Source organism: Flagellimonas ulvae, from assembly GCF_049333175.1.
GTDB lineage: Bacteria > Bacteroidota > Bacteroidia > Flavobacteriales > Flavobacteriaceae > Flagellimonas.
Genome location: NZ_CP186325.1, coordinates 808,594 through 831,322, shown reverse-complemented (window position 1 = coordinate 831,322; position 22,729 = coordinate 808,594). Strand labels below are relative to the sequence as shown.

At 38.5% G+C, this 22,729-nt stretch carries 17 protein-coding genes and 1 pseudogene; 3 read left to right on the top strand and 15 right to left on the bottom strand.

What is annotated here, in order from left to right; translation table 11 throughout:
* Positions 1 to 5: 5 nt before the first annotated feature.
* The 4 genes from ACOKFD_RS03860 to ACOKFD_RS03845 are packed head-to-tail and all read right to left on the bottom strand — an operon-like array spanning position 6 to position 4,194.
* Positions 6 to 782 (bottom strand): hypothetical protein, encoded by a 777-nt coding sequence (locus ACOKFD_RS03860; protein WP_422860052.1) that lies wholly within the window; start codon positions 780 to 782, stop codon positions 6 to 8.
* A gap of 16 nt (positions 783 to 798) precedes the next feature.
* Entirely contained in the window at positions 799 to 2,373 is a 1,575-nt protein-coding gene (locus ACOKFD_RS03855; RefSeq protein WP_422860051.1) for an FMN-binding glutamate synthase family protein, read from the bottom strand.
* A gap of 2 nt (positions 2,374 to 2,375) precedes the next feature.
* Positions 2,376 to 3,650 (bottom strand): amidohydrolase, encoded by a 1,275-nt coding sequence (locus tag ACOKFD_RS03850; RefSeq protein WP_422860050.1) that lies wholly within the window; start codon positions 3,648 to 3,650, stop codon positions 2,376 to 2,378.
* Between the two features lie 4 nt (positions 3,651 to 3,654).
* Positions 3,655 to 4,194, bottom strand: a complete 540-nt coding sequence (locus ACOKFD_RS03845; protein WP_422860049.1) for a DsrE family protein — start codon at positions 4,192 to 4,194, stop codon at positions 3,655 to 3,657.
* Positions 4,195 to 4,327: 133 nt separating this feature from the next.
* On the opposite strand from ACOKFD_RS03845, the pseudogene ACOKFD_RS03840 reads away from it, so the two are divergent.
* A pseudogene (locus ACOKFD_RS03840) lies at positions 4,328 to 6,659 on the top strand (ATP-dependent helicase).
* On the opposite strand, the gene ACOKFD_RS03835 reads toward ACOKFD_RS03840, so the two are convergent.
* Both ACOKFD_RS03835 and ACOKFD_RS03830 read right to left on the bottom strand, forming a co-directional pair.
* A complete protein-coding gene (locus ACOKFD_RS03835) occupies positions 6,656 to 8,494 on the bottom strand; it encodes a sensor histidine kinase (protein ID WP_422860048.1) in 1,839 nt (612 codons plus the stop codon). The pseudogene ACOKFD_RS03840 and the gene ACOKFD_RS03835 sit on opposite strands and share 4 nt — an antisense overlap.
* Positions 8,495 to 8,602: 108 nt before the next feature.
* Complete coding sequence (locus ACOKFD_RS03830) at positions 8,603 to 9,901, bottom strand: hypothetical protein (protein WP_422860047.1); 1,299 nt, start codon at positions 9,899 to 9,901, stop codon at positions 8,603 to 8,605.
* 169 nt (positions 9,902 to 10,070) lie between these two features.
* Between ACOKFD_RS03830 and ACOKFD_RS03825 the strand changes: the two genes are divergently transcribed.
* Positions 10,071 to 10,691 (top strand): L-threonylcarbamoyladenylate synthase, encoded by a 621-nt coding sequence (locus ACOKFD_RS03825; RefSeq protein ID WP_422860046.1) that lies wholly within the window; start codon positions 10,071 to 10,073, stop codon positions 10,689 to 10,691.
* Positions 10,692 to 10,741: 50 nt separating this feature from the next.
* Here ACOKFD_RS03825 and ACOKFD_RS03820 read toward each other — a convergent pair whose 3' ends face one another.
* From ACOKFD_RS03820 to ACOKFD_RS03810, 3 genes are all read right to left on the bottom strand, one after another.
* Positions 10,742 to 11,614, bottom strand: coding sequence for an OmpA family protein (locus tag ACOKFD_RS03820; RefSeq protein ID WP_298998955.1), 873 nt, complete (start codon positions 11,612 to 11,614; stop codon positions 10,742 to 10,744).
* 85 nt (positions 11,615 to 11,699) lie between these two features.
* Positions 11,700 to 12,701: a glycosyltransferase family 2 protein gene (locus tag ACOKFD_RS03815; protein ID WP_422860045.1), complete on the bottom strand. Its 1,002-nt coding sequence runs from the start codon at positions 12,699 to 12,701 to the stop codon at positions 11,700 to 11,702.
* A 12-nt stretch (positions 12,702 to 12,713) separates the two neighbouring features.
* The gene (locus ACOKFD_RS03810) at positions 12,714 to 13,160 is read right to left on the bottom strand and encodes a type I restriction enzyme HsdR N-terminal domain-containing protein (protein WP_422860044.1); all 447 of its coding nucleotides are present in this window, start codon (positions 13,158 to 13,160) and stop codon (positions 12,714 to 12,716) included.
* 26 nt (positions 13,161 to 13,186) lie between these two features.
* Between ACOKFD_RS03810 and holA the strand changes: the two genes are divergently transcribed.
* Positions 13,187 to 14,188, top strand: a complete 1,002-nt coding sequence (holA, locus tag ACOKFD_RS03805; RefSeq protein ID WP_422860043.1) for a DNA polymerase III subunit delta — start codon at positions 13,187 to 13,189, stop codon at positions 14,186 to 14,188.
* Positions 14,189 to 14,193: 5 nt separating this feature from the next.
* Here the strand turns inward: holA and ACOKFD_RS03800 are convergent, their stop codons facing one another.
* The 6 genes from ACOKFD_RS03800 to ACOKFD_RS03775 form a co-directional block, all read right to left on the bottom strand.
* Positions 14,194 to 14,571 carry a DoxX family protein gene (locus ACOKFD_RS03800; RefSeq protein WP_422860042.1) on the bottom strand — a complete coding sequence of 126 codons (378 nt, stop codon included), beginning with the start codon at positions 14,569 to 14,571 and terminating at the stop codon, positions 14,194 to 14,196.
* Positions 14,572 to 14,706: 135 nt separating this feature from the next.
* Positions 14,707 to 15,204 carry a DoxX family protein gene (locus tag ACOKFD_RS03795; RefSeq protein WP_422860041.1) on the bottom strand — a complete coding sequence of 166 codons (498 nt, stop codon included), beginning with the start codon at positions 15,202 to 15,204 and terminating at the stop codon, positions 14,707 to 14,709.
* Between the two features lie 114 nt (positions 15,205 to 15,318).
* Complete coding sequence (locus ACOKFD_RS03790) at positions 15,319 to 16,494, bottom strand: helix-turn-helix domain-containing protein (protein WP_422860040.1); 1,176 nt, start codon at positions 16,492 to 16,494, stop codon at positions 15,319 to 15,321.
* A gap of 104 nt (positions 16,495 to 16,598) precedes the next feature.
* Positions 16,599 to 19,010, bottom strand: coding sequence for an alpha-ketoacid dehydrogenase subunit alpha/beta (locus tag ACOKFD_RS03785; RefSeq protein WP_422860039.1), 2,412 nt, complete (start codon positions 19,008 to 19,010; stop codon positions 16,599 to 16,601).
* Between the two features lie 160 nt (positions 19,011 to 19,170).
* The gene (locus ACOKFD_RS03780) at positions 19,171 to 22,017 is read right to left on the bottom strand and encodes a metalloprotease (protein WP_422860038.1); all 2,847 of its coding nucleotides are present in this window, start codon (positions 22,015 to 22,017) and stop codon (positions 19,171 to 19,173) included.
* A gap of 13 nt (positions 22,018 to 22,030) precedes the next feature.
* Positions 22,031 to 22,717 carry a TIGR00730 family Rossman fold protein gene (locus ACOKFD_RS03775; protein WP_422860037.1) on the bottom strand — a complete coding sequence of 229 codons (687 nt, stop codon included), beginning with the start codon at positions 22,715 to 22,717 and terminating at the stop codon, positions 22,031 to 22,033.
* Positions 22,718 to 22,729 lie beyond the last annotated feature (12 nt).

Here is a 22,729-nt window from a genome sequence, read left to right as displayed (position 1 = left end):
AAAACTTATTGCGCCACTTTTACACTTTCTTTGACTTTACCATAAAAACCTTCATAGTCTGGACGTAGTTTAATGGCTATACCTTCTTTAAAGTTACCGTCTTGAACGGAAGTCGATAGTTTTTCTGTAGTTACACCTAAAGAGTCTGTCAATCTCTTGGTGACCATTATGGCCTGATCATAGGTTGTAGCAAATTCCCCTGTAATGTTGAGCCCTACTACTTCCGTTTTTCGATTTGGATTTGCTTTTATAATTTTTGCAACCCTAGATAGCCATTCATTGCCCTCATCTGTTAGTTCCGTGGAGCTATCTGAGCCAAAAAGAGTGTTCAAGCTTCCTGATAGAATGATATCCCCTTCCGAAAAATTGGCATTTGCATTTTCGCCCAGGGTCTTTTTCACTTGGGTCAATGCAACAATGGCAGTAGAGTCATTGGATGTTATCATTTTATTGATGCCACCAAGCTGCTTTTCCTTTTGTTGTAGTGCGGCAAGTGTCTTGTTCACATTTTCACTACTCTTTTTGGAAAGCTCCGAAAAACTTGTCAAGTTTTTCAAAAGAGTGGCATTGGCTTCCCGTAGGCTCACATTTTCTGTCTTCAATGTTTCGGCTTTTGCTTTGCTGGAAGAGACTTCCCTTTTGACGGATGCAAGTTCTTGCTCCAGATTTTGTTTTTCAGATTTCAATTCTTCAATTTGGGCAAATAGTTCACTCTTTTTTTGCCCAAATGCAATTCCGGAGCATAAAACAAATAACAGAACGATAGGTAATTTTGTTCGCATACAATATAGATTTAGGTCAATTATTTAAATATTCAGGCGACTTTCCTCCTAAATGGGGGCAGTCATACAATTTTTGCATTCCATCAAATGGCACTTCATTTTTTTTGTAGCCATATACTTTGGATAAATCGCTGCTAAGATAATCATCATCCACATTTACTTGGATATCATTCATTGTAAATTGACAAGGATGCTCATATCCGGCAGCATGGGTAATCTCCAAAAACTCTTTTCTAAAGGTCTTAAAGTATTGCGCCAAGCGGTCTGATTTTAAGGGTACATTGATTCCATTTTGGAGCCATTTGTTTTGTGTGGCCACTCCAGCAGGGCATCGGTTGGTATGGCATACTTGAGCTTGAATACAGCCAATGCTCATCATAGCTTCGCGTGCTACATTAATGCAATCGACTCCCATGGCAAAGGCCATGGCAGCCTTTGCAGGAAAACCTAATTTTCCACTTCCAACAAAAACAATCTTTTCGGAGAGTCCTTCGTCCTGAAAGATTTTATAGATGCAGGAAAAACCATATACCCAGGGCAAGGAAACATGGTCGGCAAAGCTGGGAGGTGCAGCACCGGTTCCTCCTTCACCGCCATCTACCGTAATAAAATCAGGACCTTTTCCTGTTTTCTTCATCAAACTGGCGAGTTCCTGCCATTGGTCTAATTTTCCAATGGCACCTTTTATGCCTACGGGTAAGCCCGTTTCTTCTGCAATCTGCTCAATAAGGTCAACCAATTCTGGAATGGACTTGAATGCTTTGTGTGTAGAAGGGGAGAGGACATCCTTTCCTACTTCCACACCTCGAATTTTAGCAATTTCTGGAGTAATCTTTGCTCCTGGTAGCACACCTCCTTTTCCTGGTTTGGCACCTTGGGATAGCTTTATTTCTATCGCTTTGATGCATGGATTCTCATCAACCAGAATCTTCAGTTTTTCAATGGACAAGCTGCCTTCGCTGTTTCGAACTCCAAAGTATCCAGTTCCGAAGTGAAAGACCACGTCTGCACCTTGTTTGTGGTAGGGGGAAAGCCCTCCTTCGCCTGTATTGTGGAAAGCATGCGATTTTGCAGCTCCTTGATTCATGGATTGTACTGCAGTAGCCGACAAAGAACCAAAACTCATTGCAGAAATATTGATTACAGAAGCAGGGCGATACGGTTTTTTACGCTTGTGGTGGGCACCCATCACTTTCGCACAGGGCAAAAAGTAGGGATTTTCGGTGTTAGGATGCTTTTCAGGAATTTGATACCCTATCATCGCATTTTTCACAAACATGTGTTGGTGTGCATAAATGTCTCGGTCCGTACCAAAACCTTCATAGTTATTTTCCTTTTTGGCCGAAGCATATATCCAACTCCTCTCAATTCGGTTAAAAGGAAGCTCTTCCCGATTGTTGGCTACAAAATACTGGCGCATTTCGGGTCCGATGCTCTCCAACCAATATCGCAAGTGCCCTACAACAGGAAAATTATGCTTAATGGTATGAGTTTTCTGAAAAAAGATATCCCAGATAGCCACAAGAAGCAAAAAGAAGAGTATCCAACCCCACCAAGGAATATTTATAAGAAAATCCATAAAGGTGTCCATAACTACTTATTCAAATAATCCAACGCCAATTCTGTCATAGCCTTTACGCCCAACTGCATACCCGCGTCATCGATTAAAAAATCTGGGGTATGATGAGGATAGGATTCTGTATTACCAGGGGTCATGCCACCAAGAAAAAAGAAAAACCCGGGGACGTCTCTTTGAAAATATGAGAAATCCTCTGCTCCAGTGATAGCTTTTTGGGCAATAACATTTTCGTCACCCGCCACACGTTGAAGTGTTGGTAACATCTGTCGGGCCAATTCAGGCACATTATAGGTAATGTCAGTGGCATCCTTTATTTCGCAGGTAGCTTCTCCACCATAAGCTTTGGCAATGTCGGCCACCATTTCTTTCATTCGCTTGTTGATATGATCTTTCATATCATAGTCCAAAGTTCTAATGGTACCGAGCATTTCAGCAGATTCAGGAATGATATTAAATCGAACCCCACTTTTGATTTTACCCACAGTGATAACTGCTGCTTCATTGGTTAGATTAGCCTCTCGGCTGATTATGGTCTGTAGCCCATCAATTATTTTTGCACTGATTAAAATAGGGTCCACACCACTCCATGGTTGGGAACCGTGACTTTGTTTTCCCTTTACCTTTATGGTAAAACTTTGTGCTGCTGCCAAGGCACCACCTATTTTAAAACGAATGGTACCTACAGGAGTTTGTGAGTTGATATGCAACCCAAAAATGGCATCTACGTCTGGATTCTTTAAAACCCCTTCTTTCACCATAAGCAAAGCCCCACCTTCCTCTCCAGGAGGCGCTCCTTCTTCGGCAGGTTGAAAAATGAACTTCACCGTGCCGTTTATTTTGTCTTTGTTCTTCGATAAAACTTCAGCCACACCCATCAAGATGGCGGTATGGGTATCATGACCACAGGCATGCATTACCCCAACCTTTTCCCCCAAAAACTCTGAAGTTACATTGGATTTAAAAGGAAGGTCGTTTCGTTCGGTAACAGGTAACGCATCAATATCTGCCCGCAGTGCCACAACTTTACCAGGATTGTCACCTTTTAAAATGCCTACAACACCTGTGTGAGCCACCCCAGTGGTTACCTCAATTCCCAATGATTTTAAATGGGAAGCTATTTTTTCGGCAGTTTTAAACTCCCGATTACTTAATTCAGGGTTTTGGTGAATGTCATGCCGCCATTCGATAACCTTGGATTCGATGGCAGCATAGTCTTTTTCCAAATTGGGTCCTTGAGCCAAAATGGCAAAGCACGAACAAAAACATGCTAGGGTTAAAATCTTCTTCATTGTGTTAAAATTTAATGAGTTGATAGCCTTTATTTTGAAGTTGAATCAATGCTGTCATGGCCGAAAGTGACATTTGCACACCAGGAATCAGGTCTTCTTTGGGGTAATCCCTAGATTTTGAAGATTGGCCACATAAAATAAACTCCACACCAGAATCCATGAGTTGCTTAATCATATCTTGATTAGGGTTTTGAGTGCCAAATCGGGTTTGGTATGCTTCGTTTGTGATTACATCTTTGGATGCTTTGCTATGCACAACCAAAGCCACTTTTAGTTGGGATTCAGGAACCCCATTTTGCGCATGCATGTTCAAAAAACGCGCAGCAGTTTCAATGCTCCGATTGAGTTCTGTATAAGATTCAGGACTGTTCATAATATCAAAAACCACCTTATACTCCATGGTAGTGTCAGTCGCAAAGTCAGGATTCTCTATCTTCCACACCTTACCATAATCATCCAATATGGGCCCAGCCTTTTTTTCTTGGCTCATTATCAGTATCGGAAAAATTAAAAGAAGAGCAAACAAAAGGTTGGATGGCTTCATGAAAATAGGTTTAAACGCTTAAATATATTCAAATTCAGGGGAATGCGGCCCTGTTTATAACTATTAAAAGGATGATTTTATCATGAGTTTATAATTGGCTAATTTCACCCTTGCTTTTAAAATAGAATAGCTTTTGAGTACGTTTTTGGATGAATTAAATGATGCGCAGCGTGCACCGGTTTTGCATAAGGATGGTCCTTTGATGGTTATTGCGGGAGCAGGATCGGGAAAGACACGGGTTCTTACCTTTCGTATTGCCCATTTGATGGAGCAGGGGGTAGATTCATTCAATATTTTGGCATTGACCTTTACCAATAAGGCTGCTAAAGAAATGAAAAAGCGTATTGCTACCATTGTAGGAAATTCAGAGGCTAAAAACCTTTGGATGGGCACATTTCACTCGGTTTTTGCCAAGTTACTGCGGTTTGAAAGTGATAAATTAGGCTATCCGAGCAACTTTACTATTTACGACACTCAGGATTCGCAGCGTTTGATTGCTTCCATCATCAAAGAAATGGGGTTGGATAAGGACATCTATAAATACAAGCAGATTCAAAACCGAATTTCATCCTACAAAAACAGTCTAATTACGGTTAAGGCCTATTTTCAGAATCCCGAATTGGTCGAGGCAGATGCCATGGCCAAACGGCCAAGGTTGGGAGAGATTTATCAAAATTATGTGGACCGTTGTTTTAAGGCGGGCGCTATGGATTTTGATGATTTACTACTGCGGACCAATGAACTTTTGACCCGATTTCCTGAAGTATTGATGAAATACCAGGAGCGTTTTAAATATATTTTAGTGGATGAGTATCAAGATACCAATCACTCACAATATCTTATTGTAAAAGCCCTGTCTGACCGCTACCAGAATATTTGCGTAGTTGGCGATGATGCTCAAAGTATCTATTCGTTTCGGGGGGCAAACATAAGTAACATTCTCAATTTCCAGAGAGATTACGATGATGTTGCGGTGTATCGGTTGGAGCAAAACTACCGTTCTACGAAAAACATAGTAAATGCGGCCAATTCCATCATCGCCAAGAACAAAAACCAACTGGAAAAAGTGGTTTGGACTTCCAATGATGAGGGAAGTCCCATCAAAATCCACAGAAGTGTCACTGATGCGGAAGAGGGCAGGTATGTTGCTTCATCCATTTTCGAAAGCCGTATGCAACATCAATTGCAGAATGGAGAGTTTGCCGTATTGTATCGAACCAATTCACAATCCAGGGCCATTGAAGATGCACTGCGCAAAAGAGATATTCCGTATCGAATTTATGGTGGCCTTTCCTTTTATCAGCGAAAGGAAATCAAAGATGTTTTGGCCTATCTGCGCATGGTTATCAATCCTAAGGACGAAGAAGCGTTAAAACGTATCATCAATTTTCCGGCTAGGGGAATTGGGCAAACAACCATTGACAAGCTTGTAGTAGCTGCAAATCACTATGGCCGTTCCATTTTTGAAGTCATGGAAAATCTGGACAAACTCCAATTAAAGATAAATGCTGGAACCCAACGTAAATTGGAGGACTTTGTTACCATGATTAAAAGTTTCCAAATCATGAATGCGGGAAGTGATGCCTTTACTCTAGCTGAGCATGTGTCCAAAAAAACAGGATTGCTTCTTGAGTTCAAAAAAGATGGTACTCCTGAGGGGATTGCCCGGATGGAAAACATTGAAGAGTTATTAAACGGTATCAAAGACTTTGTGGAAGGGCAGAAAGAATTGGCAGATGCAACTGGAAGCTTAACCGAGTTTTTGGAAGACGTGGCTTTGGCAACAGATATGGATAAGGAAACCGGGGATGATGACCGGGTGGCACTTATGACCATTCACTTGGCCAAAGGACTGGAGTTTCCCTATGTGTACATTGTTGGAATGGAAGAGGATTCTCTTTCCTTCAGCTATGAGCATGAATACGCGAAGTGAACTGGAAGAAGAAAGACGCCTTTTTTATGTGGCACTTACAAGGGCTGAGAAACAGGCCTATTTGACCTACACTCAAAATCGATACAGATGGGGTAAGTTGATAGATGCAGAGCCAAGCCGGTTTTTGGAAGAAATCGATGAAAAGTACGTGGAGAATTTAACTCCAGTAAATGATGGATACCGTTATAAGTCCATGATTGATGCCAATATTTTTGGAGAAGTTGATAAGAGCAAACTTAGATCTACCAAACCCGTCAGTGGAACCCCGCCAACAAGCCAAAGACCCAATGAAAATCAGCTTAGAAAGCTTCGTAAATTGAAACCTGAATTGAGCTCCCCTTCATCAAACACCAATGTTGTGGATGCCAACCTTTTAGCTGGGATGCGAGTTAATCATACGCGATTTGGAAAAGGAAAGGTCTTGAAAATAGAAGGAGTAGGAAACGATAAGAAGGCCGAAATTCAATTTGAAAAAGGGGATATAAAAAAACTACTGCTTCGCTTTGCCAAGTTGGAAATATTGAATGACTAAGATACTTTAAGAATACTTTCTCGGGTTAAATTTGTGGGCACGGTAAAAGAAAATGTACTGCCCTTTCCTTCTTTGGATTCAATATAGATTATGCCATTGTTGCGTTGGATGAAATCTTTGCATATGGCAAAACCAAGACCCGTTCCCTCTTCATTATCCGTTCCTTTGGTTGAAGGGTTTTCCTTTTTAGAATTGAGAAGGGCCTCACGTTGAGCTTTGCTCATGCCAATACCAGTATCCTTTACTTTGACTTTTAAATGTCCTTCTTCTTCCAAAACATCAACACTAATTGAGTCGCCGCTTTTTGTGAACTTTAGGGCATTGGACAGCAAATTCCGAATCACAAAATCAATCATATCCTTATCCGCATAGACTTTGGTAACTTGTTTTGCTTCATGACTGATGAGGATGCCTTTTCGAAATGCATTTTCCTTAAAGAGTTCTACATTCTTTTCAATAACATTGAATATGTCGAACGATTTTTTCGAGACCTCATGGTCGTTCATTTGAGATTTGGCCCAATTCAATAGATTGTCCAATAACAACTGCAGGTTTTGTGAGGCATCAGACAAATATTTTACAAACATTTTCTTTTCTTCCTCGCCTAATTCATCTTTATCCTCTTTCAAGATATTTGCAAGCGAAAGCACATTTCCAGTATGGCCTCTTAAATCGTGTGAAATGATGGAGAAGAACTTATCCTTAATTCTGGAGGCTTCCTTTAATTCATTTTCAGATTCGACCAACTTTCCATTTAAGGAATGCAGAATTTTATTTTTCTCACTTAATGTGGTAATCTGCTTTCTTATTTTGGTCACCAAGCCATTATAGGTACCCGTGAGTTTATCTATTTCGGTGATTTTTAAACTTTTTGATTTATTCAACTGCCCCTCAAAATTATTCTGAACAATGGAATCCATGTCGGAAATCAAGGTTTTGATGGGCTTGGCAATATGGCTGGAAAAAACAAAAGCAGATAGAATTGCGAAAAGCATGGTAATGGTAAAGAACAGCACCAAATAGGATTTAATAGAGGCGGTCATCAGTTCTGAATCTGCATCTACCAAGGTATAGAGTGCCGCAGTGTTAGTGTTTAACTTGGCCTGTATAGCTTGAATTTCTTTGATCAAACCAGAATTTCTATTTCCAATTTTACCATCAAGCGAGGTGATTACATTGAAGTTTCTCTGATACCCCCTAAGAAGCTCGAAAGTTATCATATCCGCTTCTGGGGCATTTCGCAAACGTTCCAGTATGTTGTTGCAGAGACTATTGAGTTCTTTTACATAAGCCGGGTCCTTTCTAAGAAAAAAATCTTTTTCCAGTCTTCTTATCTGTAAAACTTCAACGAGCTCTATGCCTATTGCCTCACTTTCCAATTGATGGATGCTTCTTCGCATTTCGCCAATGGTTCCGAAGTTTTTGAACCCTTTCTTTTGAATCAGGTCAAGAACTTGTACAATTTTGTAGTTAAGTTCGTCCAAATCTGTTGTGATACGTCTTAACCGCTTATTAACCGTATTGTTGGTATTGTAATTGGCTGCGCGAATATCTTTAAGTGCCTCTTTGGAGTTTTTGATATACGTTTGGTATTCTTTTAAGTATTTGGAGGACTTCTCCAGATAAAATTCGTCCTGCTTTGTATCAAAATCCAGGATTTGGAAAAATTTATTGTCTGCTTTCAATCGATTTCCATCAAAAACAGCTACGCTTTCACGTAAAGTCTTTGCATTGTCAATTTTTTTAAGACTGTTGAATGCAAATAAAAGGAAGGGCCCTATAAGAAGGAACAATAAGAGAAATGCAATTAGCACCCGACCTCTAATGGTGTTCATAGCGTAAGATTTGGACTTAAACTTTCTAGTCCATAAAACGTGATTTTATGGCCAATATTGCAATTAATCGATATAATGCAACACTACATCGATGATTTTGCCAATCTCTCACTGTATGTAAGAGCAATACGATTGCCCAGTTGGTTGCAGAGTAGGGAAATCTTGGCGATAGTGAAGCACGTTAATTTTAAAATGACCAAATGATTCATTTTCACAACCGGAATTTATTGTGTTTGACAATTCGGAAAAAATTAGCAATTCATCTTGTAATATGGCCTTGGCCACGTATTTGGAAAGTATGATTTTTTGTTGATTTATGTCGTAGATATGTAACAGCCAGTCTTCAGGAACTCCTCCAGCATCAAGAAAAATGAAGTTTTCAGACTTGCCAATAAGGCGTACTTGTTTACTAACCTGAATTTCTTTTTTGCCATCGGGGCTGTTCAAAACGGGCATTTTTAGTTTTTTTCCTTCTTGAAATGCCGTTTCTACCACCGTATAATCATCTTCAAATGAATACTCCTTTCTATCTAGATTAGATTCAACATTAGAAGGAATTTCTGACCCTTTAATAAATTGATACTCATTTTCTATATTAAAACTAGTTTCATTAAACTGATTTTTAGAGGAGTACTTCTTTGGAATGTATTCTTTTCCGTCAAAAATGTATTGATGCCACATAGTCCCATTGGGCAATGGTGATGATTTGGATATTTCTGTCCCATTTTCGCTTATGATGAAACCTAACTTGGTATTGCTATATACGTTTTCTATTGAGAATGGGTTGTTCCAATCATTTTTACCATCTGGGAAAATGGACTTGGCCACGAGTTTACCTTCCGCAATGCTAAATGCCTGCAGATGATGAAAGAATTCAAATCCTGATGACTTTCCTGAACCCGAAAAGAGATATATTGATTGGTTTGTTGAATTTGCAAAGGTATATATCTTGTTATATAAAACCGATTTGTTTTCAATTTCGTTTACTTGAACTTCTCCTTGGTTTTTAACCAAAACACAGTTCTCGTACATCTTCGTGGAACCTCCTAACCGAGTACCCCAAGTGAAAAGATGTAAGCGTCCGTCAGTTGTTTGTGCTAGAACAAAACCGTGTTTTTCACTATTCTTATGAAAGTATTTAGCTAATTGGTCTAATTGCGAAGCGTCTTTTAACTTACTGAAGGCGTTTTTAATATTTCTGTTCAGTTGCGTAGCTTGTTCTCCAAAACCTTCCGAATTTGAATTCAGGGCCAATAATTTTTTTGACCATACCAAAATGCTATCTTGAACTTTAAACTCTTCAGAATCATTGAACTTTACTTTACCTAAATCCCTCTTGTTTTCCTTACAACAAAGGATTGAAAAGAATGTAAATATTAAGATAAAAGTTGCATTAAACTTGGGCATAAATTGCTTTTCGAGCAATTTCTTTAAATATCCTTGAATAAAACTTAATAGATTTATGTAACTCCATTCTCAATTGATAGATGTGTTTCTCTGTGGAGAAATTATAATTCATTTGGTTGGTTCGTTGGCATGATTTAAACGGTATTCTTCGTTACTTTGTAAGTAACTCATGGCAGAACTAGTAAAACTTTTTGAAGAGAATCCCAATCCAAGACAAGTGGAGAAGGTTGCCCATGTTCTACGCAAAGGTGGATTGATTATCTATCCAACAGATACCGTTTATGGTTTGGGATGTGACATTACCAATACAAAAGCACTGGAAAAAATTGCTCGTATAAAGGGGATTAAACTGGCTAAGGCCAACTGGTCTTTTGTTTGTGCAGATTTGAGCAATTTATCCGATTTTGTAAGACAGATTGACTCGGCCACTTTCAAAATTCTAAAAAGGGCACTTCCCGGTCCTTATACATTTATTCTCCCAGGGAACAATAACTTACCTAAGGATTTCAAGAAAAGGAAAACGGTTGGAATCCGGGTTCCGGATAATGAGATCGCAAGAGCACTGGTGCTTGAGTTGGGCAATCCAATTGTGTCCACTTCCATTTACGATGAGGATGATATTTTAGAGTATACTACTGACCCTGAACTCATTTTTGAAAAGTGGCAGAATTTGGTTGATATTGTAGTAGATGGTGGATATGGAGGAAATGTTGCTTCTACTGTAATTGATTTGTCCACAGGTATTCCCGAAGTGGTTAGGGAGGGAAAGGGCAGTACAGATATCTTTTAAAAAAAGTAGGCCGCTAAAAGCGGCCTACTATAATTAAGTTTGGAATATTGTTATTTTCCAGTACCTCCAATGGCTGGATCTTTCATTCCTTCTTCAATCATATTATAGAACTGATCGATTTTAGGTAATACTACAATTCTGGTTCTTCTATTTTTTGCTCTCTCAGCTGCCGTATCATTAGAAGCTAAGGGCACGTAGTAACTTCTTCCGGCAGCGGTCATACGTTTTGGGTCCACATTGAACTCATTTTGCAGAGTTCTAACTATGGATGTGGCACGTTTTGCACTCAAATCCCAGTTGTCTACTAATACACCACTTGAGAATGGTACATTATCCGTGTGTCCTTCAACCAAGAATTCAAAATCAGGTTTGTTGTTTACCACTTTGGCAACCTTTCCGAGTACACTTTTTGCAGCTGAAGTTATGTTGTAGCTTCCGCTTCTAAACAATAACTTGTCTGAGATGGATACGAATACCACACCTTTTTCAACACTGATTTCAATGTCTTCATCATCTAAGTTACCCAATACACCTTTAAGGCTTTGTACCAACGACAAGTTTACCGAATCCCGACGAGTAACAGCATCTTGAAGTCTACGGATGGTTAAATCCTTTTCTTTCAAGCTTTCAAGGGACTTTTCAAGGTTTTCAGCACCTTTAGTTGTTAAGGTGGTCAAATTCCCCATGTTGTTTATTAATTCTTGATTGTTTGCCTTTAAGAAAGCGTTTTGGTCCTCAAGTGTCTTTAGCCTAGAAGAAGCGGTAGCTTTTTCTTCAAGGCAGTCATTCAATTTGACCGTAGCAGAATTCAATAAATCTTGAGTTTCTTTTTGTTTAGCCTCAAGGTCTGCATATTTCTTTTGCGAGACGCAAGAAGATAATAAAACAGCCATTGTCAATGTTCCTAGAAGTACTTTTTTCATAAATCTGAGTATAAATTAGCGATATTGTTTCCTTGATTTAGAGCCAAAATTATATAAAAACCAAGGTTTCAATATTCCGCTATCGTTAATCTTTTACTAAAATGTTAAAATTATTTACTTGATGTACGAAATGAGACCAAACTATGGATTTTGTAGTATAGTAATTTAATATAAAATTAGCTTTTTCCCTCTTTCGGTATATCTTTCTAAAATTACAATAAAAACTTAGGTGTGCTCTTAAAACCGCAATGAAATGATTGAGTTTAAATTGTAAAATGAATCGAAATGCTGCTACACCATCCAGAATCAAACGCATAAAAATTACAAGAAACGCTTTTCTAGTGGGCAGATTTTTGGTAATGGAGTATAAAGAGTTTCGGAAATTGAGAAAGGTTTTTTTCGGGTTCATATTGCTCAAGGTAGATCCTCCTAGATGGTACACATGACTTTTCCCAGTGTAGAAAACCTTATGCCCAGCGTTTTTAGCCCTCCAGCAAAAATCAATTTCTTCTTGGTGGGCAAAATAATCTTCATCAAACCCTTTAAGGGTTTGAAATACATGGCTTTTAACAAACATGCATGCTCCAGTAGCCCAAAATACTTCTTTTACATCATCATATTGCCCTTGGTCTTCTTCCAAAGCTTGAAAAATACGGCCTCTACAGAAGGGATACCCTAATTTATCGATAAAACCTCCAGCTGCACCGGCATATTCAAAATGTGTTTTACGCTTTAAATCCAAAATTTTGGGTTGCACAATGGATACTTCTGGTTCCTTTTGAAATAGTTCTTTTATAGGTTCCAACCAATTTGGTGTAACCTCCACATCAGAATTTAATAGGCAATAAATGTCAGCATCTATATGTTTAAGGCCATCATTATAACCTTTAGCAAAGCCACCATTGGTTGTATTTTGAACCAACTCTACGTCAGGAAAATTTTTCTTTATGAAGTCGATTGAACCATCCGTACTCGCGTTATCGACAACATGAACCGAGGCACCTTTGGAGTATTCCAGTACTTTGGGAAGGAACTTTGCCAACAGTGTTTCCCCATTCCAGTTCAGTATTACAACAGCGATTTTCAAAACGGAAGCAAATTAACGGCGAAAATCAGGAATATCCTTCAAAAAAGAATACTTTTCATTGTGATGGTCCGTTTTGCAGTAATAGTGATTCAGCCCATTTGTAACCATAAGATAGTTGGCTTTTAGTTTATAATTATATCGGGCAATTTGGTCAAAAACTTTTTGGGTTATTGGCACATCCGGAGCCTTGCATTCTACCAGAATATCCACTTCACCTTGTGGATTGAAAACAACAATATCATATCTTTTTTTTAGTTCGTTGACCTGCAGTTGTTTTTCCACGTTGATGCGAATCTTGGGATAGCCCTTGGTCTCAATCAAATAGTGGATGGTATGCTGGCGAACCCATTCTTCAGGTTGTAGAAGAACAAATTTTTTACGAATCACATCAAAAATGGAGACCGTATTTTCGCTACTTTTGAAACGAAACGAATAGGTAGGATAGTTCAAAACTTGCATGTCGCAAAGGTGACAATTTTTTGAATATGGATAGAATAAAGGAAATCGTCGCAGAGATAGACAATAAGACACCTAAACCCCTCTATTTTTTAATGGGTGACGAACCCTACTACATTGACAAGATTTCTCAATATATCTCAAATAATACGCTTTCCGAAGATGAAAAAGGTTTCAATCAGATGGTGCTTTATGGAAAGGAGACCAATATTGAGGAAATAGTTGCCAATGCCAAGCGATTTCCCATGATGGCTGATCGTCAAGTAGTAATTGTAAAAGAAGCCCAACATCTTTCACGAACAATAGAAAACCTAGTGAGATATGCTGAAAACCCCCAGCCATCAACCGTTTTGGTATTTTGCTATAAATATAAAAAGCTGGATAAGCGTAAAAAGCTATATAAAGCAATACAAAAGAACGGGGAATTATACGAAAGCAAAAAGCTGTATGAAAATCAAGTTGGGGAATGGATTCGTAGAACATTGAGTGGTAAAATGTATTCAATTTCGCCTAAGGCAAGTGCTTTATTGGTAGAGTTTTTGGGCACGGATTTAAGCAAAATAAATAATGAACTGAGTAAACTAATGACCATAATTCCCAAAACCATGGAGATTACTCCAGATATTATTGAGGAACATATTGGCTTTAGTAAGGACTTTAACAACTTTGAACTGAAAAAGGCGGTTGGAGAAAAGAATATTGAAAAAGCTTCCAGAATTATAGATTACTTTTCAAACAATCAAAAAGAGAATCCTTTTGTAGTTACGATTGCAACCCTAAACAATTTCTTCATTCAATTGCTCCAATATCACGGATTGACTGACCGTTCACCAAATACTGTATCCAAAACTCTTGGTGTTAACCCTTACTTTGTGAATGAATACGCTATTGCCGCCAAAAACTATCCTATGAAACGTGTTAGTCTTATAATCTCTGGTTTACGCGAATTGGATTTGAAAAGCAAAGGTGTTGGTGCCCAAAACATGGGACAGGCAGATTTGCTCAAAGAGCTGCTGATAAAATTTACTTAATCAGCCTATCGTTTATCGATACTGTATTTACCTGGACCCAAAAGAAAAACAACAACGAAAATCGTAAAGTACAGTAAAGCCAATTCCTTCTTTCCAAATGGGTCGCTACCGTGAACAATAAATGCGGCCACGGCCATTGTGATTGCTGCGGGTATGGCTGCCCAGCGTGTCTTGAATCCAATTATCAATAGAACAGGACACAAAAATTCTCCTACAACACATAGAAAAAGAGATGGTGCGGAACCTATTCCCAAGGGATTGGGAAATTCCATATTACCGCTAAGTAATTTTTGAAGTTTAGGAAAGCCGTGTGTGAGCATCATTGCGGATGGTAAAATTCGCAGTAGGGCCAAACCTAAGTGGACAAGAAGATTGTTTTTCATTGGAGGGGAATTTTAAATTTTAGTGAAAATATAAATTCTTCTTCTACCGAGATGCTGTCCTACCAAAAAAAATGAGTTAAACAAGATTCCACCTACAACTCATTTAAGAGAAAAGATGCCTTTAGGCATCTTTTTCTACTTTTCCTTGGGTTTTATCAAATGTAACAAAAGGTTATCCAATCCAAAACGCCCAGACCCTAAGTATAGATTGTACATGGATATCCATAGGAAGCCCATTGCAGGTAGCATACCCCATGTTCCTTGTCCCCATTTTTGTAAAAAGATGGCAACCAACATAGTACACATAATAAGAAATGATGCCGCACGAGTTTTAAGGCCCAAAGCAAGAAACAAGCCTCCGACTGCTTCGCTAAAGGCACCCATCCACGCAAAAAACACTGGAAATGTGGCAAAAATTCCTCCGTATTCAGCAACATCTTGAGGGAACCAATCTACCACTTCAAAAAAGCCAAGGTTTTTTTCTGCCGGTGACCATGGCATACCAAATTTTGACGCACCAAAATCAATGGCCAATAGCATTCCACATACGAAGCGGGCCAAAGCAAAGAATAAATCAGCTATCCAATGTTTTTGTAATACAGGTTGTAGTAGTAATTGTACCAAGTTTTTCATTTTGAATGTTTTTAAAGATTGAACAGGTCAAAGTTGAAAAACCATGGAATTACTTGCGCTTCAAATAGTATGAAGAGTGCTCAAAATACGATTTGAGACGTATCAAAAGAAAAATTAGACCGTGGCCCTCAAGAATTCGGTAGGGGAGGTATGGGTTAATTTTTTAAATACTCTGTTAAATGTTGCCTTGCTGTTAAAACCGCACTCGAAGGCTATTCCAAGTAGAGAAAGTTGTTCGTGTTTTTCAGCTGCAATCATTTTCTTGAAAGCATCTATACGATACATATTTACAAAATCATTAAAGTTTTTGTTGAATCCCGCGTTGATGGTTTCTGAAAGCTGTGAGCGACTCATATTGGCAAGTTTTGCCAAATCAATAAGATTTAGTTCAGGATTTAGATAGGGTTTCTCAACTTCCATAAGCCTTTTTATTTTGTTGATTGCTTCTTCGGAAATCTCCTTCTTCTGATGATTTTGTAATTCTGGGACAGATATTTTGTTAGGGCTGAAACTAAAATTCAATTTTTTCAATTTGGTAGTATCCGTAAAAAACCCCTTTATTCCTATATAGATGATGGCAATTCCAGAGATAAAAACAAGCCACCATTGTTGCGTATACCATAATTCAAAGAAAAAGGATGAAACAATAGTTTGCACAACATCGTATGTGAATAGGAACGTGTAGACAAAAAGAAAATTGCGAATCCAGTTCAATTCCAGTTTATAAGTGTTGGAGAAGAACGAATTTATTTTTCGTCTGTAATGATAGAATAATTGAAGGGTAAATGCCAAATACAATAGCATCTGGGCAAACCCAAAAGCGGTCATCAATGGTTGTACATAAGGTTCATCTAAGCTGAGTTTGAGTACACCATTTTGAACCTCATGAAAGGCGGGCTGTACGGCATCAAACATATAAATGAAGACTCTATAGAGCGCGAAAAGAGTTAAGGGCAAGAAATGAAAAAAATCCTTTGCTTTTAACCTAAATTCAGAGGTTGTAATTGATTTTATATATAAATATATAAGTGGCGCCACTGCAATGCCAACACTAAATAAAGCGTAATTTATCTTGGTGTTTCGATACGTATCATACCATCCCATAAAACCCATGGTATAGCATGTTTGGCCATAACAGGCAAAAATGAGAATACCAAATAGGAATGCATCCGAGATATTCTTTTCCTTTAGATACCTACGCAATAGGAGAAAGGCAAAAATTAGGCCTTGTAAGGAGAGAAACAAAAGAGGGGTGCTATACTTTCCAAATGAGGGAAAGGTGAGAAACATATTCTTTACATACTAGTTATGTCCTGAAAATACAAAAAGTGATGAAAACTTATTGATGCGTTTTAATCTACTTACCAAATATGAGAGCTAAAGCCAAAGATTGTTTAACGGAGTTTGGGATATGATTTTGGGTCTGTCTCATGCATAATTTCATAGACCTTTTCAAAAATATCCTCAGCATTGGGCTTTGAAAAATAATCCCCGTCCGAGGCATATGCCGGTCTATGCGCTTTCGCAGTCAATGTTTGAGGAGCACTGTCCAAATAGCGATAGGCATCCTGTTCTTCAATTATCTTTTGTACCAAGTATGCAGAACATCCCCCGGGAACATCTTCGTCGATAACCAATAGTCTATTGGTTTTTTGAATACTCTTTACTACGTCGTGTTCTAAATCAAAAGGTAATAAAGATTGTGCATCAATTACTTCTGCATCTATCCCGACTTCAAGCAATTCTTCCGCGACTTTTTGAACAATACGTAATGTGGAGCCATAGGATAATAGAGTAATGTCTGTTCCTTCACGAACAGTTTCTACTTTTCCAATTGGGGTACAGAATTCACCAAGATTGGTTGGTTTTGGTTCTTTGAGCCTATATCCGTTGAGACTTTCAATTACCAATGCAGGCTCATCGCTCTTCAGCAATGTGTTATAAAAACCAGCAGCTTGTGTCATGTTTCTCGGAACAAGGATATGCATTCCCCGTAAAAGATGTATCAGCCCTCCCATTGGGGAACCAGAATGCCAGATACCTTCCAACCGATGCCCTCTTGTTCTTACAATTAAAGGTGCTTTTTGTTTCCCAACTGTTCTATATAGTAAAGAAGCCAAATCATCACTTAAAGTTTGAAGGCCATATAGAATATAGTCCAAATACTGTATTTCGGCTATGGGACGAAGACCTCTCATGGCCATACCGATACCCTGTCCTATAATAGTAGTTTCGCGAATTCCGGTGTCAGCTATACGATGCGATCCATATTTTTTTTGAAGCCCTTCAAGCCCTTGGTTTACATCTCCAATGTTACCGGTATCTTCTCCAAAAATCAAAGTGTTTGGATACTTGGCAAAAATTGCATCAAAGTTATCTCTTAGAATCACACGCCCGTCTACCATCTCTTTATTTTCATCAAAATTTGGAGAGACGCTCTCAACAAGAGTGGCTTTATTTGGTAGTTCGTTGTAGAGGTATGCGCTGTATTTGGGTTGCTCGGAATCCATGTAACCATTTATCCATTGAACCAATCCAGCTTTGTCCGCAGAATCTTCATTGATTACATATCGCAATCCTTTTCTGGAAATTGAAGTCAAATCCTTTTTAAGGGGTTCTTCGATGGCTATCAAATCGTTCTTTAGTTTATTGACAAAAGCTCTATTAGAGCTTTTGTTAGCAATAGCACCTAGATGTTGGACCAATTGCTTTTTGGCGTCAAGCTGTGGTTTCAAAAATTCAGCCCAGGCCTCTTTTTTTGCATTGCGCACGTTTTGTTTAATGCCCTTTTCAAGATTCTTCAGTTCTTCTTCCGTAGCAATTTTATTCTGTAAAATCCATTCGCGGAATCTCTTATTACAGTCGTTATCCTTCTCCCATTCCAAACGCTCGGCGGACTTATAGCGCTCATGGGATCCGGAGGTGGAATGTCCTTGGGGTTGTGTTAGTTCTTTAACATGTATAAGAACAGGAACATGATTTTCCCTAGCTATGTCTGAAGCGTTCTCAAAAGTGTGTATTAACGCAGTGTAATCCCAGCCATTTACTTTTAAGATTTCATATCCCTTGTTTTCCTCGTCCCTTTGAAAGCCACTCAACACTTCAGAGATATTGCCTTTTGTGGTGTGGAATTCTGCAGGAACAGAAATGCCATATTCATCATCCCAAACACAAATTACCATGGGAACTTGAAGAACACCTGCCGAATTAAAAGCCTCGAAAAAATGACCTTCACTGGTACTTGCATTACCTATAGTTCCCCATGCTACTTCATTCCCGTTTTTAGAGAACAAAGCGGAATCTATACCATTTACATTTCTATATATTTTGGAAGCCTGGGCCAAACCTAGTAATCTGGGCATTTGACCTGCAGTACAAGAGATATCTGCACTACTGTTTTTTTGCTTGGTCAGATCTTTCCAAGAACCATCTTCATTTAAGCTATGTGTTGTAAAATGCCCTCCCATTTGTCTACCGGCACTCATGGGGTCTTTCTCTATGTCTGTGGTTGCATAAAGCCCATGGAAAAATTGTTTTGGACTCAAAAGACCTAGGGCCATCATAAAGGTTTGGTCTCGGTAATATCCACTCCTAAAATCTCCGTCTTGAAACGATCGGGCCATTGCCAACTGTGGAAGCTCTTTTCCATCTCCAAAAATTCCAAATTTTGCTTTTCCGGTCAACACTTCCCGTCTACCGAGTAAGCTACATTCCCTACTGGTTACCGCAACTTCGTAATCGTGGAGAATTTGAGACTGAAAATCGTCAAATGAAATGTCACTACTGGTGCTAGGATTGGGCTTCATCAAGGTTTGAAAATTTCCATAAAAGTAAGAAATAGTGAAGAGAAAGGCAAGAGCTAACCTTGTTAATAAGTTGACAAAAAGTCAACAAAAAGGCGATAAAAAAATAAATTCTATAAAAAAACTAATTTTTGAAACTTGTTTATTGATAAATATTCAAAAATTAAAACCATTTTCTGGTAAAGAGTCCGGTAAGCGTTCTAGGGCTCAATGTAACCACAAATCGGATTTTTTCGTTGTAGTTTGGCTGTGCAATTTCATACCCGTTGTTTGAATACACGGGAAAATATAATTCAAAGAAATCCGTAACCAGATTCAGCCGTATTCCTGAATCGTACACAAACCGAGCATCTTCACCACGATTTCTAATAGCGCCGATATCGCCATATACCTCAATCCATTGCCAAATATTGAAACTGAGATTTCCGGTAAGTATCCAGTCGTTTCCAAAACGGTCATCAAAAATGGACTTAAAACCACCTTCGGCCAAAACAAATTGTTGACTGGTTAATCCAGTTGCATTTTGGGAGCGGTTTAGATAATTTAAATCAAAAAGGTAGTCAGTTGGCCTATCCAAGGCGAAGCTAAAGAAGTCTGAATCTGTATTATTGGTAATAAACTTTCCGGCATACAATCTTAGGTTTAACTGTCTGTTATTTTCAAATAGCGTTCGGTATTCCCATTCAAATGAAACCTTAGAAAAATTTCCAGCTAATTGACCATCCACTACCCATGACCTAAATCGAAGGATATTATTGTCTATATCACCAAAGCGGGCATTTAGTACAGAAAAGTCGGGTTCTGTATCGATTTGGTCCACCAAACTTGGGTCAATGTTTCTAAAAACACTGCGCAACCTTAGTAGAAGGAACTGTCTTCTGTTAGAAATAAAACCTTCTGGTCTCCAAAGGAATGTTGTTAAGGGGGTTATGGTGGTAAATCTAGAACCTACATCAAAAAAGGAACTTCCTACACCCAGCGAATAACTTATGGAATTCAGATTTCCTTCATTAAAAAATTGTCGTTTAGTTATTGCAGCGGATCCGACCAAAGATTTTTCCCTACTGGAGTATTGCGGTTTTAGGCTAAAAAAGAAGTCTCGAGAGGGAAAGGTTCTATTGTTCAATGTGATGCCCACCCTAAAACCATCATTAACGTTGAACTTAAACTCTGGGAAATAAAAGAGTTGATTATAATATGGGTTTTCAACATCCCTAAGAAATCGGAACTGAAGTTTTTTGTTGCTAGAGAAAAACCCTTTTAAACTTTTCCAGTTGTCGCGTTGGTTCTCTTCTGGAATTTTTTTGTCATAATTCAAAACCAGCCTATCTTCTCCACTTTTGGGAATGGTAAAAGTCCTGGATGTATCAATATCAGAAAACCAATATTTTGAGACTACAGAATCTTTTTGCAATCCGAACATTGAAATAGGGACGTTGGTTCCACTTTTGTTCTTTATTGTAAAGGTGATGGAATCCTCTGTCTTGGTTACCTTTCTGATTTTAAAATCTATGTTGTTTCTTGAGGCAACATATTCATCAAAAAACCAACTAATCTCTTTAGACGACCTTTTTTTCAATAGCTTTTCAAAATCTTTGGCATATACATGCGGCTTCAGTTTGAAATCTTTATAGAAATCGGATATAACAGTGTCTATTACCTCATATCCTATATACTCTCCTAAAAATGCCATTCCCAAACCAGCTTTGTACCGATTGGTGATTTTTTGATTGAACTTTATCAATGAATCGTTTGGAGTTGATAGTGATTGATGGTCATTTCTCCTTACCGAAAACATTTGTAGTAGATAATATTGGTCGTTAAAATCCAATTTGGCCAGATTGTAAGAACGAAATCCCCATAAACGGGACAGTTTTCCAGCGAATTTTTGGTTTGGGTAATACTGATCTACATATTTAATAAGCAAATAGTTGACAATGGCATCGTTGACCCAGCGTTCTTTTCGTTCATCTAAAAACAAAGTTTCCCGCACTATATTGTTTAGGGCAGTCTTCAAGAATTTCATCTCGAATTGGAACTGTTCTCGATATGGCCGAATAAAGCTAGGTAACTGGTTTATTCCGTAAAGTGGGTTGCGATTGTATTCCAATTCACTGACCAATAAGTTTTTATGGGGATATTGTCCTAAGTTTTCATTGATGAACTGAGCAATCTTGTTAATGGACAGACCTTGAGAAATATCATCATACTTAGAAGTTTCAATATCTGTGGTTACCGAAAGAAAGGGAGTTTTATGGGTAGTAAAGTCTTTTACGGGAGTAAGTACTATTTCGCAGTTCTTTCTATTAGTACCACTTAAAAGAGCCTGTTTTCCAATTGAAAAATCAATATCAGAATCAACGTTATAGTTCGTGGCGAGATATAATGCTTTGGGATAGGTAAATACAACTTTTGTGTTGGCAACGTCTGTTTGTAAATCCTTTAGGTCTTTATTGGGATATAAGTGCCATTCGCCATCGAACATTGCTGGGCTTAGATACCAGTCCGTTAGATAATACCCTCCTTTATAGCCATGACCATATCCAGTATAGCGACTGTTGGGCAGGTCAACTTCGTAAGTAAAAAAAAGGTTTATGGATTCTCCAGGATCAAGGGTTTTGTTTAACTCAATTTTTATGATGTCAATGTCGCCTGTGCGTTCCCAATCCAGACCAGAGTAAGAGCCATCCACAATGCTACCAATTCTTGTAAATCCTCGATTTTTGTCTTTTGCCAGGTGCAAGCTTCTTTTAAACTCATCACCAAACCGTTTGGCCAGTGCAGTTTTTTTATTTGAGTAGGAGTGGTTCCAATCGTTAAAATAAAGTATGTTCAGTCCTTTGTTTGATTGATTTAAGTAGGTAAAACTTTGTTTTATTTTAATGACATTCGTTTCATAATCCAATTCTGCTTTAACATCATTGGTGTGCTGGCCTACAACAGAAAACCAAGACCCTATGAACAGTAATACGGTTAAAAATTGAATATATGAGGCCTTAGTTGATTGCAATACAGAAGTGGAATTAAAAATTAGGGCTTAGAGTATGCCCTTTATAGAAGTCATCAATAACCTCTACAACATCTTCTGCCGAATCAACTAGTTTAATTAAATCTAGGTCTCCCGGACTGATGTTTCCTTCTTTCAACATGGTATTTTTTACCCAGTCCAATAATCCTCTCCAAAAGTCTGAACCTACCAGAACTATAGGGAATTTATGAATCTTATTGGTTTGGATAAGGGTAATGGATTCAAACAATTCATCTAGGGTGCCAAAGCCGCCGGGCATTACAACAAAACCTTGTGAATATTTAACGAACATCACTTTTCGTACAAAGAAGTAGTCGAAATCAAGACTTTTATCACTGTCAATAAAAGGATTGTCATGTTGTTCAAATGGAAGGTCAATATTTAAACCGACAGAAGTACCTCCCGCGAGGTTTGCTCCCTTATTTCCAGCTTCCATAATTCCAGGGCCACCCCCAGTTATTATTCCATAACCGGCTTCGGCCACTTTTTGGGCAACATTTACGGCCAATTCGTAGTAGGGGTCTCCAGGTTTGGTTCGAGCAGAACCAAAAATGGAAACACAAGGACCAATAGCGCTCATTTTTTCGAATCCGGTCACAAACTCACCCATGATTTTAAAAAGAGCCCATGAGTCATTGGTCTTTATCTCGTTCCAACCCTTAGTGTGTTGTTCTTTTCGCATTTGCATACTAAT